Genomic DNA, 18392 nt, shown 5'->3' on the forward strand with positions numbered 1-18392 from the left:
AAAGCCTCGGGATCCTGCATCGTTATAGCCCTTTTTCACCATGCTAAGGAGCTGGCATGTTATTCAAATTCTTGCGTCTGTTGTGCCGCCTGTTGTGGCGCGTGGAACTTCGCGGCGACCTCTCGGGACTGCACAAAGAGAAAGTGCTGATTACTCCCAACCATATGTCGTTTCTGGACGGCGTTTTGCTGGCGCTGTTCCTGCCGATCAAACCGGTGTTTGCCGTCTACTCCAGCATTAGCGACCAGTGGTTTATGCGCCTGCTTGCGCCTTATATCGACTTTGTGCCGCTCGATCCCAATAAACCAATGTCGATCAAATACCTGGTGCGCACCATTAATGCCGGTCGTCCGGTAGTGATTTTCCCGGAGGGTCGTATTACCGTGACCGGCTCGCTGATGAAAATCTACAGCGGCGCGGGTTTCCTGGCGGCGAAATCTCAGGCCAACGTGGTGCCGCTGCGCATTGAAGGGGCGGAATATACGCCGTTTGGCCGTCTGACGGGCATTTTCAAGCGTCGTCTGTTTCCACGCATTACGCTGAGCGTGCTGCCTGCAACGCGCATTCCGATGCCGGAGGCCAAACGGGCGCGGGATCGCCGCATTCTGGCTGGTGAACACCTGCATCATGTGATGATGGAGGCGCGCATGGCGGTGCGTCCACGTGAAACCCTGTTTGAGGCGTTTCTCAATGCGCGCGCCCGCTACGGCTGGTTCAAACCCTGCATCGAAGATAGTAATTTCAAGCCCGACAGCTACAGCGGCCTGTTGAAAAAAGCGCTGGGCGTAGGGCGGATTCTGGAGCGCTACAGCGGGCAGGGCGAAGTTATCGGCCTGCTGCTGCCGAACGCCACCGTCTCGGCGGCGGCGATCCTGGGCGCTTCGCTGCGTGGCCGCGTGCCGGCGATGCTCAACTATACCGCCGGGGTCAACGGCGTGCGCGCCGCGCTGACCGCTTCACAGGTAAAAACAGTATTTACCTCGCGCCAGTTTCTGGATAAAGGCAAGCTCTGGCATCTGCCGGAAGCCTTAACGGAGGTGCAGTGGATCTACCTGGAGGATCTGCGCGATACCGTGACATTGCAGGATAAGCTCTGGATCTTCGCGCATCTGCTGATGCCGCGACGCGCGCAGGTGGCGCTACAGCCGGAGGAAGCGGCGATGGTGCTGTTTACCTCCGGCTCGGAGGGCAATCCGAAAGGGGTCGTCCACTCCCATAAAAGCCTGCTGGCAAACGTGGAGCAGATTCGCACCGTGGCGGACTTTACGCCGCGCGATCGCTTTATGGCGGCGCTGCCGCTGTTTCACGCCTTCGGCCTGACGGTCGGGCTGTTTACCCCGCTGATGACCGGCGCTCAGGTGTTTCTCTATCCCAGCCCGCTACATTACCGCATCGTGCCGGAGCTGGTTTACGACCGTAACTGTACGGTGCTGTTTGGCACCTCAACCTTCCTTGACCACTATGCGCGCTTCGCCAATCCTTACGATTTTGCCCGCCTGCGTTACGTGGTGGCCGGGGCGGAAAAGTTGCAGGAGAACACGCGGCAGCTCTATATGGATAAGTATGGCATCCGCATTCTGGAAGGTTATGGCGTGACCGAATGCGCGCCGGTGGTGGCGATTAACGTGCCGATGGCGGCGAAGGCGCATACCGTGGGGCGCATCCTGCCGGGGATGGATTCGCGCCTGATGGTCGTGCCAGGTATTGAACAGGGCGGCCGCCTGCAATTGCGCGGCCCCAATATCATGAATGGCTACCTGCGGGTGGAAAATCCCGGCGTGCTGGAGCCGCCCGCAGCCGACAACGGCGAGGGGGCGATGGAGCCGGGTTGGTATGACACCGGGGATATCGTCAGCTTTGATGAGGGCGGTTTTGTGCAGATTCAGGGGCGCGTGAAGCGCTTCGCGAAGATCGCCGGGGAGATGATCTCGCTGGAGAACGTTGAGCAGATTGCTCTTGCCGCATCGCCCGACAAGCAGCACGCCGCTTCGGTGAGACCGGATGGCAGTCGCGGCGAAGCGCTGGTGCTGTTTACTACCGACAGCGATCTGAACCGCGAACGGCTGCAACAGGCGGCGCGTGAGCGGGGCGTGCCGGAGCTGGCGCTGCCGCGCGATATCCGCGTGCTGAAGCAGCTACCGCTGCTGGGCAGCGGCAAACCCGATTTTGTCACCCTGAAAAAAATGGCTGAAGAGGAGCGCGCATGAGCGCCGTCCCGAACCCTGAGCTTTCCCTGGTTTCCCGCGGCATGCTGGCGGTGATTGTGGCGCAGTTTTTCTCGGCCTTCGGCGACAATGCGCTGCTGTTCGCCACCCTGGCGGTATTGAAAAATCAGCTTTACCCCGACTGGAGCCAGCCGGTGATGCAGATGCTGTTTGTCGCTACCTATATTCTGCTCGCTCCTTTTGTCGGCCAGATGGCGGATAGCTTTGCCAAAGGACGCGTGATGATGGTGGCGAATGCGCTGAAGCTGCTGGGGGCGCTGGCGATCTGCGTGGGGCTGAATCCGTTTCTCGGCTATACGCTGGTCGGTGTTGGCGCAGCGGCTTATTCACCCGCCAAATATGGCATCCTCGGCGAGATTACTCGCGGTGAAAAGCTGGTGAAGGCCAACGGCCTGATGGAAGGTTCCACCATCGCCGCGATTCTGCTCGGCTCGGTGGCGGGCGGTTTTCTCGCAGACTGGCATCTGCTGGCGGCGCTCGTCGCCTGCGCGCTGACCTATGCCCTCGCGGTTGCGGCCAACCTGTTTATCCCTAAACTACATGCGGCGCGACCGGGGCAGAGCTGGCATTTCGCCGCGATGCTGCGCAGTTTCCTTCATGCCTGCGCGCTGCTGTGGCGCAACGGTGAAACCCGCTTCTCGCTGCTGGGCACCAGCCTGTTCTGGGGAGCCGGGGTAACGCTGCGTTTTTTGCTGGTGCTGTGGGTGCCGGTCGCGCTGGGCATCAGCGATAACAAAACGCCCACCATGCTGAATGCGATGGTGGCGATAGGTATCGTGCTGGGCGCGGGCGCAGCGGCGAAGCTGGTGACGCTGGAGACGGTAAAACGTTGTATGCCTGCGGGCGTGCTGATTGGCGTGATGGTGGTGGTGTTCTCATTGCAGCACAGCCTGATGAATGCTTACCTGGTGCTGATTGTTATCGGCGCGCTGGGCGGCTTTTTTGTGGTGCCGCTGAATGCGCTGTTACAGGCGCGCGGCAAGCAGAGCGTGGGTGCCGGCAACGCCATTGCGGTGCAGAACCTGGGTGAAAATGGCGCGATGCTGATTATGCTCGGGCTTTATACTCTGGCAATCAGGGCGGGTGCGCCTGCCGTGGCGACCGGCGTTGGCTTTGGCGTGCTGTTTGCGGCGGCGATCGCGGTTTTATGGTGGAAAAGGCGGCCAGGCTGAGGAGAGTGGGCCTGGCGTGAATTTTCGTTGCCCGGTAAAAGAAGCGGCCTTCATCCGGACGACAGGATGCAGGCCGTTTTCTCTGAGCGAGTGGATATGCGGTCAGGCGCTGCCTCTACCAGCTTCCATAGGGGTAGATTTTGTCTTTGATGAAGTCTTTAGTGGTTTTTGTATATCCATATCCACGAGTGTGATTAGTCACTCCCTTGCAGAGATCCAGCTTATCCCCGGACAGGCTGGTGATTTTTTTCGGCTCCACCGGCAAATGATCTCTGCCCGCGCTGTTCTGTAGCCAGATCCTGACCTTGCCTTCCGGTGCCAGTCCGAACAGAAGCGTGTTATACCATGCTGTATTTCCGTAACTGTCTTTACCGGTCGGCGTCAGCATCTGTTTGCGGATACTTTCCGGAAAGGTGATACGCGTTTCGTAGGTTTTTTTGTCGATAATGGAATCCCAGCAGAACAGCATTACCACCGGCGGATGTCGGGCTTTATTGAAATAGGCGTGTCTTCTTACCCGATTATCCCACTTGTTAATGCTGTCGGGATTTCCCTGAACGCCATCCAGCGTACGGTATGTGTACACTACCTGTTTAGCATCAATCATGGCGACATAATTCACTGTAGCAGGCAGGGCTTTAGGCGTGAAAAAGGCAAAACCCCATTTCCCGTAAGGCATTGCGCCGGTTTCCTCCGGCGTTGAGGGTTCGCCAGCCCGGCATCCGGTCAGCGCCAGGGCAAAGAGAAGAGAGAGTAATGCTGTTGGTTTCATACTTTTTTTCCGTCCATGTTGTATGTGGTGCGCTTCCAGTACTCATCGGGGCGATTGACGAAGCCGGTGACCTCTGAGAGCGAAGCCCCGCCGCGATTTACGCCCGCCGCGTCCATTAAGACTGCATTCCAGTTTGCCGAACAGTGGATGTGCTCCTTAACTATCCCAGTGCCGCTCAACGTCATAAGGAGCAGCTACCGGGAAAATCAGCTCATGCTCTACCAACTGCCGTAGGGGTAGGTTTTGTCTTTGATGAAGTTTTTTATATCCGGATCATATCCATCTGGAATGCTGTAGGAAAAATCGATTTTGTTGGGAACCTCTTTACAGACATCCAGTTTATCCCCGGACAGGCTGGTGATTTTTTTCGGCTCCACCGGCAAATTTTCGCCTCCACCGCTGTTCTGTAGCCAGATCCTGACCTTGCCTTCCGGCGCCAGTCCGAACAGAAGGGTGTTATACCAGGCTGTTTTCCCGAGATGGTCTTTTCCGGTCGGTGTCAGCATCTGTTTGCGAATGCTGTCCGGAAAGGTGATGCGCGTTTCATAGGTTTTTTTATCGATAATGGAATCCCAGCAGAACAGCATCACCATTGGCGGATGGCGGGCTTTGTTGAAATAAGGGAATCTCATCAGCTTGTCATCCCATTTTCCTACGCTGTAAGGATTTTCATGAACGCCGTCCAGCGTACGGTATGTGTACACTACCTGTTTAGCATCAATCATGGCGACATAATTCACCGTCGCAGGCAGGGCTTTGGGAGTAAAAAAGGCGAAGCCCCATTTTCCGTAAGGCATTGCGCCGGTTTCCTCCGGCGTTGAGGGTTCGCCAGCCCGGCATCCGGTCAGCGCCAGGGCAAAGAGAAGAGAGAGTAATGCTGTTGGTTTCATACTTTTTTTCCGTCCATGTTGTATGTGGTGCGCTTCCAGTACTCATCGGGGCGATTGACGAAGCCGGTGACGTCTGCGAGCCAAGCCCCGCGACGATTCACGCCCGCCGCGTCCATTAAGATTGCATTCCAGTTTGCCGAACAGTGAATATATTCCTTTGCTGTTCCGGTGCCGCTCAACGCCATAAGGAGCGGCTACCGGGAAAATCAGCTCATGCTCTACCAGCTGCCGTAGGGGTAGGTTTTGTCTTTGATGAAGTTTTTTATATCCGGATCATATCCATCTGGAATGCTGTAGGAAAAATCGATTTTGTTAGGAACCTCTTTACAGACATCCAGCTTATCCCCGGACAGGCTGGTGATTTTTTTCGGCTCCACCGGCAAATGATCTCTGCCCGCGCTGTTCTGTAGCCAGATCCTGACCTTGCCTTCCGGTGCCAGCCCGAACAGAAGCGTGTTATACCATGCTGTATTTCCGTAACTGTCTTTACCGGTCGGCGTCAGCATCTGTTTGCGGATACTTTCCGGAAAGGTGATACGCGTTTCGTAGGTTTTTTTGTCGATAATGGAATCCCAGCAGAACAGCATTACCACCGGCGGATGTCGGGCTTTATTGAAATAGGCGTGTCTTCTTACCCGATTATCCCACTTGTTAATGCTGTCGGGATTTCCCTGAACGCCATCCAGCGTACGGTATGTGTACACTACCTTTTTAGCATCAATAATGGCGACATAATTCACTGTAGCAGGCAGGGCTTTAGGCGTGAAAAAGGCGAAACCCCATTTCCCGTAAGGCATTGCGCCGGTTTCCTCCGGCGTTGAGGGTTCGCCAGCCCGGCATCCGGTCAGCGCCAGGGCAAAGAGAAGAGAAAATAGTGCTGTTGGTTTCATACTTTTTTTCCGTCCATGTTGTATGTGGTGCGCTTCCAGTACTCATCGGGGCGATTGACGAAGCCGGTGACCTCTGCGAGCGAAGCCCCGCCGCGATTTACGCCCGCCGCGTCCATTAAGACTGCATTCCAGTTTGCCGAACAGTGAATATATTCCTTCGCTATCTTATTCATCTCATCCTGAGTAAATATGTGCAGGGAACGACCCGAACGCACCGCTTTTCCCATTGCGATCGCTTTTTCACAAAGAGGAGCAAGTTCATCAGGAAGGTGTAATTCTTTGTTAGTCTCGCGAAGGGGATCAAACATCACGCCCGCTTCCTGTGCGGCGTCCAGCATCGTCCGCAGCGCCACTTTCGACCAGTCATTTTTCACTATCCTGTTGCGCAGCGTCAGCGCTGCATAGCTGCGCTTCTGAAATCTGCCATACCTGTCCTGAGGCAGCCGATCGTCATACCAGGTTTCCGTCGCGATTTCATGACTGCGCAGCAGCGGCGCAATGGCGGGAGAGGCAGCCAGAAGTTCACGCTGTTTGATGGCGTTTTGATAAGCGAAGGTTTTTTCACCGGGATGGCTGAGCAATACCGTATTGGTTTCCGGGCGACTCAGAAACAGGTTCTCTCTCACCGCCGGCAGATAGCCGCCGCCGATATCGGAATGCACGCCGGGCAACGCCAGCTCCGGCCAGGCCGGGCGCACGCTGTTCAGGGCGAAGTTAAAGCGGCACTCATGCTGCGCCGTGATATGAAACACCTTTTCCGCCACGCCGGGACGCAGCGCAAGTTTCACCTCGCCAGTATCAGCGCTGTGCGGGTTCAGGCCGTTCATCGGTGTCCCGATGGCGGCCACGCTGTCAAATATACCGATAAAGCGGATTTTCCCGGCCGGCGCGCCGTTATACTCAGTGCCTTCCATTCCCTGACGGATGGCGTTGATGATGGCAGCATCTTCGGAATGAATACGGTTAGCAAAATGGCGGGAAGCCGCCGCGCCGCGACTGAAGCCGAAAATATCAAACTGGAGGGACTTAATCGTCAAAGATGCATCAGCCAGCTTGAATTTTATATCTGTGATCGCGTTACGTATACTCTGCGACAATTGGGTGATAGCGTTATCGGTTTTCGCAATGACACCAGTATCTGCGATTCCCAATCCCTGCCCAATCAGGTTGTCCGGTTTTCCGGCCTCCGTACCGATACCCTCCACGTAAATTGCTTTCTGGAAAAAGCCGGTTTTCGGAGGGATGTCAGCTTTATACAATGTTTTCATCCAGTGCACATTCGTATAATACCCAATATAACTGGTTGCCCCGGTACCTGAAACGCCCATATTTTCACGCGCGCATTGCGCCAGAATACCTTCTGCCTCGGGATCGCTCAGGTCATAATGCTGCGCCGTATAGGCTTTCAGCATATTTTCTGTATTCACCGCGTTATTACCGGTTCCGTCAAAGAAAATTCCCAGGGTCAGCGTGATTTCCCGCGCATTCTTTCTCACGGACTGCGCATGCTGCACCGGTTCTGCTATTAAGGGTTTTTTAAAGAATGGGGTTGTTTCGTTTCTTTTCGGACAAAGCCGATGCCACGCCCAGGTTTGAGAAGGAATCAGCTGAGCATTGCACGGGCAATTTACATAGCTGTAAAGCGTGCTGGCGACGCAGCGTCCTGCTATTTTCTCTCCGCAAAAGCCGCCAACAATGAAGTAGTTGCCCGGATATTTCCCGCATGACGCTGCGCTGCCCGTTATCGCAACAGGGCTTCGGGCCATGGTTTTTCCCGGATGTCCTTCCAGTACAATGCCGCCGCAGGAGGTTCTGTCGCCCCTGACGATCCAGTATCCTTTTTTCATCGTTATTTTCCTTAACAACTATACGACTAAAAATTAAAAATAAAATTTGCGGTAAGGTTATTATCTGTTGCGTTTAATTTTTTTCGTAAAAATAAAGTGTTAAGCAGGATATATCCGAGAGGGAATTGGCGTGCGGCGTCCCTGTTTTTCATACTAATTCCTTTTAGTAGAGCGATTAATTAACGTGTAAAAATCAGGTTGGTATTTGTTTAATTCAGTGTTTCATTAGCCTGATTAGTTTTTGGGGAAAAAGAGGATTTATTTTATGGCAGGAGAGGAATTAACCGCAAGGTGATTTTCGCAGGTGGAAAAGGCTGGTTTTTTATTGCGTGCCGCTTCCTGTCTGGAAAACGGCACGGTTTATTACAACAAATAAACTTACGGCGCTGGATAGGTATAGCGGCGATGAATCGCTTCCAGCTCTTCCAGAATATCGGCGTTTAACGTCAGGTTAAAACTCTCAATATTCACCTTCAGCTGTTCCAGCGTGGTCGCGCCCAGCAGGGTGCTGGCAACGAACGGCTGCTGACGCACATAGGCCAGCGCCATCTGGGACGGATCCATGCCATGTTTTTGCGCCAACGCCACATACTCGGCGATCGCTTTTTCCGACTGCTCGCCGCTGTAGCGGGTAAAGCGGCTGAACAGAGTATTGCGCGCGCCTGCAGGCTTCGCGCCGTGCAAATATTTGCCGCTCAGGGTGCCGAACGCCAGGCTGGAATAGGCCAGCAGCTCCACGCCTTCGTGCTGACTGATCTCTGCCAGACCCACTTCAAAGCTGCGGTTCAGCAGGCTATAGGGATTCTGAATGGTCACGATGCGCGGCAGCTCATGCTTTTCCGCCATCTGCAGATAACGCATTACGCCCCAGGCAGTTTCGTTTGAGACGCCGATATAGCGGATCTTCCCGGCGCGCACCTGCTCGGTCAGCGCTTCCAGCGTTTCCAGCAAGGTAACTGGCGCCGTGGTTTCGCTGTATTGATAGCCCAGCTTGCCAAAATAGTTGGTCTGTCGCTGCGGCCAGTGCAGCTGATAAAGATCGAGATAATCGGTGTTGAGACGCTTCAGGCTGGCTTCCAGCGCCTCACGAATATTCTTACGGTCCAGCGCCTGGTTTGGACGAATTGAGGCATCGCTGCCGCGCGACGGACCGGCGACTTTGCTCGCCAGCACGATTTTGTCACGGCTGCCGCGCTTCTTCAGCCAGCTGCCGATATATTTTTCGGTCAAACCCTGGGTTTCCGGGCGCGGCGGCACCGGATACATTTCCGCGGTATCGATCAGGTTGATACCGCAACTGACAGCCAGATCCAGTTGTGCATGCGCGTCGGCTTCGCTGTTTTGCTCACCAAACGTCATGGTTCCCAGTCCCAGCTGACTTACTTCCAGCGTGCTGTGGGGGATACGGTGATAGTGCATTGCCGGCTTCCTTTGTCTTTATGGAATGGAATGTTGTGTCCCTTGGGACTATAGCGCGCGGAATGCCGGAGAAGGAAGGGGGGAAAGTTCGGGAAATCGCCTGCCTGAAAGGAAAAACAGAGCAGGCGACGACATTTGGCACTTAACGCTCAATCATGGTCGAGACTTCATCGCCATTGATCTGCATTTCATGGCCGGAGCGGTCAGTATATTGTACCAGACCGGTCTCCTGATCGATGGTGGGCTTGCCTTCCGTCATGATCATACGACCATCCTTTGTCGCCATCACATAATCACTGCTGCATCCGCTCAACAACAAACCTACCGCCAGTAATGTTACGCCAGCCAACCCTCTCATCCTGCTTTCTCCCCGATTACACTCGTCACAGCCACAAAGTGTAGTAATAGATCTTTTTACCGTTGAGATTAATCGCAGGATTCCGAAAATCCAGGGCGAGCATTCCTCGCCCTTGACTTTATCAGGCTTTGCTTTTCTTGCTGCGCATCAGGTTCAGGCTTTCAACCGCCATCGAGAAGAACATAGCGAAGTAGATGTAGCCTTTTGGAACGTGCACGTTGAAACTTTCCAGAATCAGAGTGAAACCCACCAGAATCAGGAACGCCAGCGCCAGCATTTTCACCGACGGATGGCGATCGACAAACTCGCCAATCGCGCGTGCGGCAAACATCATCACCAGCACCGCAATCACCACCGCCGCCATCATAATAAACAGATGATCGGAAAGGCCGACCGCGGTAATCACCGAATCCAGGCTGAAAATAATATCCAGCAGCATGATTTGCACGATAGCGCCGAAAAACGAGTGAACGTTGGTTTTATGTTCTTCTTCACCGCCTTCGATAGATTCATGTATCTCCATGCTCGACTTCCAGAGCAGGAACAGCCCGCCGCCCAGCAGGATCAAATCACGCGCGGAGAAAGGATGATCCAACAGCGAGAAGAGCGGATGGGTGAGCCTTACTACCCAGGCGATACAGGCCAGCAGGACCAGACGCATAATCATTGCGGCCATCAGACCCAGGCGACGCGCGCTGTTTTGTTGATTTTTTGGTAGTTTTGCCACTACCAGCGAAAGGAAAATAATATTATCGATACCCAGAACGATTTCCAGAATGGTTAACGTTCCCAGCGCTAACCAGGCATTGGGATCAGCAATCCAGTCAAACATGCGTAAGTTCAATCCTAAACAGAAAGTAAACGAAGATTATACGCATCCCGCCAGCCTGACTTACAGTAAAAAATGTCGCGCCAGCAGCGGCGCGGTAAAGCTTTTTTTCAGATAAAAACCGCGCGGCAGCGTCATGATTGGCCGACCGTCGGCGCCGATCCCTTCCGTCAGCGCTTTGCTGTTCGCTGCTTTGGGACGAATTTGTAGATAAGCGCCGTGACGGGCGCTGATTCGCTCGACCTGGCCTAAAACAATCATATCCATGAGTTCTTCCCAGTCCTGGCGCAGCATCTGATCTTCCTCCGCATCCGGACTCCACAGCAGCGGCGCGCCCACGCGGCGGGCGCTGAGCGGAATGGCGCGATCGCCCTCAACCGGGATCCACAGCACGCGCGCCAGCTTATGGCGTACGTGGCTGGTCTGCCAGGTGACGCCGCTATTGCCGGTCAGCGGGGCGACGCAGACAAAGGTGGTTTCCAGCGGGCGACCGGCGCTGTCAACCGGGATCGTCTTCAGCTCAATGCCGAGATGAGCGAAATCCTGCTCTGCTTTACTGCCAGCGCTCGCGCCCAGGTGCAGTTCCAGCAGCATCCCGACCCAGCCCTTGTCCCGTTTCAGGTTTGCAGGCATCGGCAGGCCGATCTTCGCTGCCAGCGCCTCCAGCGTGAGGCCAGCCAGCGTCTGGGCTCGTTGCAACAGGGCCGCTTCATTTTCCGGCGGCGCAGGCAGAAGGGGAATCTCACGCATAAAGCATCCTGTATCGGTTAAAAAGTGAGCGGTGAGGATGGTGACACAGGCTCTGTAATCAGATGCTGTGCGTAAGCAGAATAATAACATGATAAATCGTGGTTTTTTACGCTGAATCGGATTGGGTCTCCGCAACCAGCGGCGGGTTATCCCGGTTTGTTATCGACAATGAACAGGATCTCAGTGGTAGTTATCCACAGAAAGATGGGATAACCAACAGGTAAAGTCACTACTGGTTCGATTTACAGGCTTGACTTCGTATTTTTTGTGCTAAATTTTTGCTTCCGTGCGTAACCTTAGCGCATATTCTGTGGATAAAAACAACGGCGTTCGATCTTTAGCCAATAGTCCGATCGCGACCGCAATATGGGAAACTTATCAGAACTTTCTAGGCAATTTTTTTTGTTTATCTTTTTGTTTTTAATGTTTTATTTTTATATGCCCTTTTGCTTTTATCGGATTTGTCTTGATTGTTTATTCAGGCCATTCCCGCGTTCTTCACAAAGCTATCCACAGAAAAAGTGAATAAAATTGATCTTATTCCACCGTTTCTGTTTATAACTTTGCTTAACACTGTGAGTTATCCAGGTTTTATTCCAGCTAAACCGCTCTAACCAGTGGTTTACCGCCTGTGAGGAGTGTGAAACAATCAGGCTATTCAAATTTAGCTTTGAGGTAGTCCGGTGATCGATGATGATGGCTACCGCCCGAATGTTGGTATCGTAATCTGTAACAGGCAGGGACAAGTTTTATGGGCCAGGCGCTTCGGACAGCACTCCTGGCAGTTTCCTCAGGGAGGCATCAATCCCGGTGAAACCCCCGAACAGGCGATGTATCGCGAACTGTTCGAAGAAGTTGGGTTGCACCGTAAAGATGTTCGTATTCTTGCTTCTACCCGTAACTGGTTACGTTACAAGTTGCCAAAACGTTTGGTGCGTTGGGACACAAAGCCGGTATGTATCGGCCAGAAACAAAAGTGGTTTCTTCTGCAGTTGATGTGCAGTGACGCGGATATTAATGTGCAACACAGCAGCACGCCGGAGTTTGATGGCTGGCGCTGGGTCAGCTTCTGGTATCCGGTGCGTCAGGTTGTCTCCTTTAAGCGCGACGTTTACCGGCGCGTAATGAAGGAATTCGCTGGCGTGGTGATGTCTGTGCAGGAGAGTGCGGTGCAGCGGAATACGCCTGCCAATCGACGTAAAAGAGGATAGGCCACGCTTCTTATGCTCACTCAGTTGCGCGAAATAGTAGAAAAAGTGGCGAGTGCGCCGCGTCTGACTGAAGCACTCGACATCCTGGTAAATGAAATCTGCCTGGCGATGGATACGGAAGTGTGCTCGGTTTATCTTGCCGACCACGACCGTCGCTGCTACTACCTGATGGCGACGCGCGGCCTGAAAAAACCGCGCGGACGCACTGTTACGCTGGCCTTTGACGAAGGGATCGTCGGGCTGGTGGGACGCCTCGCAGAACCTATCAACCTTGCCGACGCGCAAAGCCATCCCAGCTTCAAATTTGTTCCCGCCGTGAAAGAGGAGCGCTACCGCTCCTTTCTTGGCGTGCCGATCATCAGTCGTCGTCAGCTGCTGGGCGTGCTGGTGGTTCAGCAGCGCGAACATCGTCAGTTTGATGAGAGCGAAGAGTCGTTCCTCGTCACGCTGGCAACCCAAATGGCGACGCTGCTGTCGCAGTCGCAAATGGGACAGCTGTTTGGTCAGTTTCGTCAGACGCGCGTTCGCGCCATTGCCGCCTCGCCTGGCGTGGCGGTGGCGCCCGGCTGGGTCGATACCACGCAGCCGGTGCTGGAACAGGTTTCCGCCGCCTCCACCCTGGATGCGCAGCGGGAGCGTGAGCGCCTGACGCTGGCAATGAGCGAGGCGGCCAACGAATTCCGCCGCTTCAGCAAGCGCTTTTCTGCCAGCGTGCAGAAAGAGAGCGCCGCCATTTTCGACCTTTACTCCCACCTGCTTTCCGATGCGCGCCTGAAAAACGATCTCTTCGCCGAGATTGACAACGGGGCGGTCGCCGAATGGGCGGTTAAAACGGTGATTGAAAAATTTGCCGCCCAGTTTGCCAGCCTGCAGGACAGCTATCTGCGTGAACGTGCCGGCGATCTGCGCGTGCTCGGCCAGCGTCTGCTGTTTCACCTTGACGACTCGCTGTCAGGCCCCAATGCCTGGCCGGAACGTTTTGTGCTGGTCGCTGACGAACTCACCGCCACCACCCTGGCCGAGCTGCCGCATGAGCGGCTGGCGGGCGTGGTGGTGCGCGACGGCGCCGCCAACTCCCATGCGGCGATCCTGACGCGGGCGATGGGCATACCCACCGTCATGGGGGCGGATATCCTGCCCGAGCAGCTTAACAAGCGGCTGCTGATTGTGGATGGTTATCGCGGCGAACTGCTTATCGACCCGGAACCGGTGCTGATTCAGGAATATCAGCGGTTGATCAGCGAAGAGCACGCGCTGAGCAAAATGGCGGAAGGGGGCGTGGAGCAGCCCGGCGAGCTGAAAAGCGGCGAGCGCATCCAGGTGATGCTTAACGCCGGTCTCAGCGCCGAACATGAGCAGGCGCTCGATAGCTGGGTGGATGGCGTGGGCCTCTACCGCACCGAAATTCCCTTTATGCTGCAAAACGTCTTTCCCTCGGAAGAGGAGCAGGTGGCGCAGTATCAGGGAATGCTGCAGCTGTTTCATAACAAGCCCGTCACCCTGCGCACGCTGGATGTCGGCGCGGATAAACAGCTGCCCTATATGCCGATCAGCGAGGAAAATCCCTGCCTGGGCTGGCGCGGCATCCGCCTGACGCTTGATCAGCCGGAGATTTTTCTGGTGCAGGTGCGCGCCATGCTGCGCGCCAACGCTGCATCGGGCAATCTCAGCATCCTGCTGCCGATGATCAGCAGCATTGATGAAATTGATGATGCGCGCCAGTTAATCGATCGCGCCGGACGCGAAGTAGAAGAGATGCTGGGTTATCCCATCCCGAAACCGCGTATCGGCATCATGATCGAAGTGCCCTCAATGCTGTTTATGATCCCACACCTGGCGTCGCGCATCGATTTCGTCTCGGTGGGCACCAACGACCTGACGCAGTATCTGCTGGCGGTGGATCGCAACAACACGCGCGTCGCCAATCTCTACGACCCGCTGCATCCCGCCATGCTGCGCGCGCTGCGCGCCATCGCTCAGGAAGCCCGCCAGGCCAATCTGGAGCTCTGCCTTTGTGGTGAAATGGCCGGCGATCCGATGTGCGTGGCGCTGCTGGTTGGCCTGGGTTACCGCCATCTCAGCATGAACGGCAAAAATGTCCCGCGCGTAAAATATCTGCTGCGCCACCTCGATCACGAGGAGACGCAACATTTAAGCGAACAGGGATTACAGGCGCGAACCGCTTCCGAGGTGCGTCATCTGGTCTCCGCTTTTATGGAGCGTCGCGGGCTGGGCGGCCTGATTCGTGGTGGCCGTTAGCGGATAACGTCGTTTACATTTCCGCGTCCCGCCTGAAAAACGGCTGTGCTATGATGCGCAGCCATAATTGCTCAGGGTTGCTGAGCGTGCGTTGCCGCCGCCCACTTTTTCAGGGCAGAAAAATGAATGGTGAAAGATGACTAACGGCTATATCGCTTTTCCGGAATTTGATCCGGTAATTTTTTCCATCGGACCGGTTTCGCTCCACTGGTACGGACTGATGTATCTGGTGGGCTTTGTGTTCGCCATGTGGCTGGCGGTACGCCGCGCCAATAAGCCCGGCAGCGGCTGGAAAAAGGAAGAGGTGGAAAACCTGCTTTATGCGGGATTCCTCGGCGTTTTTCTCGGCGGCCGTATCGGCTACGTGCTGTTCTACAATCTGCCGCTGTTCCTGGATAATCCTCTCTATCTGTTCAAAGTCTGGGATGGCGGCATGTCATTCCACGGCGGCCTGATGGGCGTGATTATCGTGATGCTGCTGTTTGCCCGTCGTACCAAACGCACCTTTTTTCAGGTCTCTGATTTTATCGCGCCGTTGATCCCGTTCGGGCTGGGCGCAGGACGTCTGGGCAACTTCATTAACGGCGAACTTTGGGGGCGCGTGGCGCCGGACCTGCCTTGGGCAATGCTGTTCCCCGGCTCGCGCAGCGAGGATGTAGCGCTGGCGGCGACGCACCCGCAGTGGCAGGGCCTGCTGAATACCTATGGTGTGCTGCCGCGTCATCCGTCGCAGCTCTATGAACTGCTGCTGGAAGGGGTGGTGCTGTTTATCATTCTTAATCTTTTTATCCGCAAGCCGCGCCCGATGGGCAGCGTCTCCGGCCTGTTCCTGATCGGCTACGGCGCGTTTCGCATCATCATCGAATTTTTCCGCCAGCCGGATGCGCAGCTTGGCCTGTTTGATGGCGTAATCAGCATGGGACAGATTTTGTCGGTGCCGATGATTCTGGCGGGCGTAGTTATGATGATCTGGGCGTATCGTCGTCGCCCGCAGCAACAATTTCGTGAGGAAAAATGAAACAGTATCTGGACCTGATGCAGAAAGTGCTGACTGAGGGCACGCAAAAAAATGACCGTACCGGCACCGGCACGCTGTCGATTTTTGGCCACCAGATGCGTTTTAACCTGCAGGACGGTTTTCCCCTGGTGACCACTAAAAAATGTCATCTGCGCTCTATCATTCATGAGCTGCTCTGGTTCCTGAAAGGCGATACCAATATTGATTACCTGAAGGAAAACAAGGTAAGCATCTGGGATGAGTGGGCTGACGAGAACGGGGATTTAGGCCCGGTTTACGGTAAGCAATGGCGCAGTTGGGGCACGGCCAGCGGGCAGGAGATCGATCAGATTAGCCGCGTGCTGGAACAGCTGAAAGCGGATCCCGATTCGCGCCGTATCATCGTCTCCTCCTGGAACGTGGGCGAGCTGGATCAGATGGCGCTGGCACCCTGCCATGCGTTTTTCCAGTTTTACGTGGCTGACGGCAAACTCTCCTGCCAGCTCTACCAGCGTTCATGCGATGTGTTCCTGGGACTGCCGTTTAACATCGCCAGCTATGCGCTGCTGGTGCATATGGTGGCGCAGCAGTGCGATCTCGAGGTGGGTGACTTTGTCTGGACCGGTGGCGATACCCATCTTTACAGCAATCATCTTGAGCAGACGCGCCTGCAACTAACACGCGAGCCGCGACCGCTGCCGAAGCTGGTAATCAAGCGCAAACCTGACTCGCTGTTCGACTATCGCTTCGAAGATTTTGAAATCGAAGGGTACGATCCTCATCCGGCTATCAAGGCGCCGGTCGCTATCTGATCCACAGCCTGAAAGGCTTCTGACCCCGGCGCGTGCAAACGGCCGGGGTTTTTTATTGCTCAAAATTTTTTGGAAGCGACATCACGCTGCGCTGGAACAGAGTGCGGAGTAGAGAAAATCTGCCGGAAAGCCGCTTCCACAAAGAGAGGTTGCCGCTTGCTGCATGGCGAGCCTGGCGGCAAAGTCGCGGCATGAAAAAGGTATTGTCACAGGGTTTTACCCTGGCTGAGTTATTGATCGTCTTGCTAATCGTGGGCGTATTGAGCATCGGCGCGCTACAGGGCTGGCAGCGCTGGCAACAGCGCCAGCAGTTGCGTGAAACCGCGCTTCAGCTACAAAGCTTTTTGCTGCGGCTGCGCGCCCATGCCAACTGGCATAACCGCGATTATCCGCTGTGGCATATGCCAGGCGAACGCTGGTGCCTGGGTAGCGGCGATAAGTCGACGCAGGACTGTGAGACAACGCGTCTGATGTTGCTGGCACCCCATCCGGGCGTGAAAATTTATGCGATTAACGGCGAGCCAGGATTTTATGGACGGCGCAATGTTGCCAGAGCGGGCAGTATCGAATTTGGCAACGGCGCCGGGCGCTGGCGTGTGATCATCTCCGCCCGCGCCCGCATCCGTTTATGCCAGACCAGCATGGAGGGCTGCGAATGAAAAACAGGGGATTTAGCCTGCCGGAAGTGCTGGTGGCAATGGCGATCGGCGGCGTACTGATGATAAGCGTTGGCCGCTTTTTACCGCTGTTGCAGAGGGAAAGCCTGGCGCTGCAACAGCGGGCGCAGTTACAGCAGGAATTACAGCAAATCATGATGACGCTGGAAAAAGCAGTGCGGCGAGCAGGCTACTGTAAGGGGCAATGCAGCGGAAACGCACTGACCATTGCCGCACAGGGGCAATGCGTGCTGGTAAAATGGGATGAAAACAGCAATGGAAAATGGGAGGGGGCTTCGCACTACGAAAGCGAAGCCTATGGCTACCGGCTACGTCAGCAGCAGATCGAAATGCAGCGCGGCGTGGAAAGCTGCGACGGCAACGGTTGGGAAAAGCTTTCCGATCCCGCTTTTCTGCATATTGAAAATTTTCACATCTTGCGGGAAGGCGCGTTGGTTAAAATGCAGCTGAGTGGGCGGGCCGGACAGCAGCAAACCACACTTGAAAGCTGGGTAGAGAGCGAAAATCTGTGAAGCAAGACGGCAACAGCGCGCTCGGCATGGTGATTATGGTACTGCTGATGGGCAGCGCCACGCTGTACGCCAGCCGACAGCAGCTGGCGCAGAACATGGGGCTGCTGGCGGATGAGCGACAACACATGCTGGATTACTACCAGGCGCAGTCGGCGCTGCGCTGGGGCGCCACCCTGAGCTGGCCGCCAGGCGATAAATGGCAGTGCCAGCTGGAGAAAACTTTTGGCTGGCGAAGCTGTTTGCGGCGTGACGAACAGGGAGGCGCGCTGCTGCGTGGAGAAGGAGAGGGACGTGAACTGGCGTTATGGCACTGGGCAGAAGATCAGGGTAACCGGCTGCATCTGCTGCCGCATGGCTGGATCGATTTTTGTCCGCTTGCAGCGGAGCAGTGTCAGCTATAGCGGCAAACAGCAGGGGTTCAGCCTGCCGGAAACGCTGTTTGCTATTTTGCTGCTGGCGATGAGCGTCAGCGCGCTGCTCAACTACCATCGCGCGCTCACGCTCGGCTTCAGCCAGCAGTGGCAGCAGCGGGAGGCCTGGCGGGCGGCGGCGCAGCGTCTCAGCGGACGGGAAATCCCTGGCTGGCAAAGCCATCTTAGCCGACGTGGCGGGCCAGGCGGATGCGAGCTGGAGACGGCTGAGGTGACCGGACCTCACCAGCGTCGCGCCGCGCTGAGTATTCTGCGCTGTAAGTAACAGAAGAAATTAGCCGCGAAGGGATCAACAGACTTGCAAGCCTGTGGATAAGCGGTAGAGTGACCGGGCTGCACTG

Annotated in this window: 19 protein-coding genes; 10 read left to right on the forward strand and 9 right to left on the reverse strand. The window is 55.5% G+C overall.

The window, feature by feature from the left end; translation table 11 throughout:
- The first annotated feature begins 56 nt into the window (after positions 1-56).
- A complete protein-coding gene (aas, locus tag ABU178_RS15485; protein ID WP_397216482.1) occupies positions 57-2207 on the forward strand; it encodes a bifunctional acyl-ACP--phospholipid O-acyltransferase/long-chain-fatty-acid--ACP ligase in 2151 nt (716 codons plus the stop codon).
- Positions 2204-3397 carry a lysophospholipid transporter LplT gene (lplT, locus tag ABU178_RS15490; protein WP_397216484.1) on the forward strand — a complete coding sequence of 398 codons (1194 nt, stop codon included), beginning with the start codon at positions 2204-2206 and terminating at the stop codon, positions 3395-3397. The genes aas and lplT overlap by 4 nt, the downstream gene beginning before the upstream one ends.
- 115 nt (positions 3398-3512) lie before the next feature.
- Here the strand turns inward: lplT and ABU178_RS15495 are convergent, their stop codons facing one another.
- The 9 genes from ABU178_RS15495 to mutH form a co-directional block, all read right to left on the reverse strand.
- Entirely contained in the window at positions 3513-4169 is a 657-nt protein-coding gene (locus ABU178_RS15495) for a DUF2931 family protein (RefSeq protein WP_397216485.1), read from the reverse strand.
- Between the two features lie 218 nt (positions 4170-4387).
- On the reverse strand, positions 4388-5059 hold the full coding sequence (locus ABU178_RS15500; RefSeq protein ID WP_397216487.1) for a DUF2931 family protein: 672 nt from the start codon (positions 5057-5059) through the stop codon (positions 4388-4390).
- Complete coding sequence (locus tag ABU178_RS15505; RefSeq protein WP_397216489.1) at positions 5056-5244, reverse strand: hypothetical protein; 189 nt, start codon at positions 5242-5244, stop codon at positions 5056-5058. The genes ABU178_RS15500 and ABU178_RS15505 overlap by 4 nt, the downstream gene beginning before the upstream one ends.
- 33 nt (positions 5245-5277) lie before the next feature.
- Complete coding sequence (locus ABU178_RS15510; protein ID WP_397216491.1) at positions 5278-5949, reverse strand: DUF2931 family protein; 672 nt, start codon at positions 5947-5949, stop codon at positions 5278-5280.
- On the reverse strand, positions 5946-7796 hold the full coding sequence (locus ABU178_RS15515; protein ID WP_397216493.1) for a PAAR domain-containing protein: 1851 nt from the start codon (positions 7794-7796) through the stop codon (positions 5946-5948). The genes ABU178_RS15510 and ABU178_RS15515 overlap by 4 nt, the downstream gene beginning before the upstream one ends.
- A 378-nt stretch (positions 7797-8174) precedes the next feature.
- Complete coding sequence (locus tag ABU178_RS15520) at positions 8175-9215, reverse strand: NADP(H)-dependent aldo-keto reductase (protein ID WP_397216495.1); 1041 nt, start codon at positions 9213-9215, stop codon at positions 8175-8177.
- A 142-nt stretch (positions 9216-9357) separates the two neighbouring features.
- Positions 9358-9573, reverse strand: a complete 216-nt coding sequence (locus tag ABU178_RS15525; protein WP_397216497.1) for a YgdI/YgdR family lipoprotein — start codon at positions 9571-9573, stop codon at positions 9358-9360.
- A 121-nt stretch (positions 9574-9694) separates the two neighbouring features.
- A complete protein-coding gene (locus ABU178_RS15530) occupies positions 9695-10405 on the reverse strand; it encodes a TerC family protein (protein WP_397216499.1) in 711 nt (236 codons plus the stop codon).
- Between the two features lie 60 nt (positions 10406-10465).
- A complete protein-coding gene (mutH, locus tag ABU178_RS15535) occupies positions 10466-11143 on the reverse strand; it encodes a DNA mismatch repair endonuclease MutH (RefSeq protein WP_397216694.1) in 678 nt (225 codons plus the stop codon).
- Positions 11144-11835: 692 nt separating this feature from the next.
- On the opposite strand from mutH, the gene rppH reads away from it, so the two are divergent.
- From rppH to ABU178_RS15575, 8 genes are all read left to right on the forward strand, one after another.
- Positions 11836-12363 (forward strand): RNA pyrophosphohydrolase, encoded by a 528-nt coding sequence (gene rppH / locus ABU178_RS15540; protein ID WP_397216501.1) that lies wholly within the window; start codon positions 11836-11838, stop codon positions 12361-12363.
- A gap of 12 nt (positions 12364-12375) precedes the next feature.
- A complete protein-coding gene (gene ptsP / locus ABU178_RS15545) occupies positions 12376-14622 on the forward strand; it encodes a phosphoenolpyruvate--protein phosphotransferase (RefSeq protein ID WP_397216503.1) in 2247 nt (748 codons plus the stop codon).
- Between the two features lie 136 nt (positions 14623-14758).
- Positions 14759-15640, forward strand: coding sequence for a prolipoprotein diacylglyceryl transferase (lgt, locus tag ABU178_RS15550; protein ID WP_397216505.1), 882 nt, complete (start codon positions 14759-14761; stop codon positions 15638-15640).
- Positions 15637-16431, forward strand: a complete 795-nt coding sequence (thyA, locus tag ABU178_RS15555; RefSeq protein WP_397216507.1) for a thymidylate synthase — start codon at positions 15637-15639, stop codon at positions 16429-16431. Before lgt ends, thyA begins: the two co-directional genes overlap by 4 nt.
- Before the next feature lie 191 nt (positions 16432-16622).
- A complete protein-coding gene (locus ABU178_RS15560) occupies positions 16623-17090 on the forward strand; it encodes a prepilin peptidase-dependent protein (RefSeq protein ID WP_397216696.1) in 468 nt (155 codons plus the stop codon).
- Complete coding sequence (locus ABU178_RS15565) at positions 17087-17620, forward strand: prepilin peptidase-dependent protein (protein WP_397216509.1); 534 nt, start codon at positions 17087-17089, stop codon at positions 17618-17620. The genes ABU178_RS15560 and ABU178_RS15565 overlap by 4 nt, the downstream gene beginning before the upstream one ends.
- Positions 17617-18021 carry a DUF2509 family protein gene (locus ABU178_RS15570; RefSeq protein ID WP_397216511.1) on the forward strand — a complete coding sequence of 135 codons (405 nt, stop codon included), beginning with the start codon at positions 17617-17619 and terminating at the stop codon, positions 18019-18021. Before ABU178_RS15565 ends, ABU178_RS15570 begins: the two co-directional genes overlap by 4 nt.
- Entirely contained in the window at positions 17996-18316 is a 321-nt protein-coding gene (locus ABU178_RS15575) for a prepilin-type N-terminal cleavage/methylation domain-containing protein (RefSeq protein ID WP_397216513.1), read from the forward strand. The genes ABU178_RS15570 and ABU178_RS15575 overlap by 26 nt, the downstream gene beginning before the upstream one ends.
- Positions 18317-18392: the final 76 nt, after the last annotated feature.

It is taken from the genome of Pantoea osteomyelitidis, from assembly GCF_044342975.1.
Classification (GTDB): Bacteria; Pseudomonadota; Gammaproteobacteria; order Enterobacterales; family Enterobacteriaceae; genus Pantoea; species Pantoea osteomyelitidis.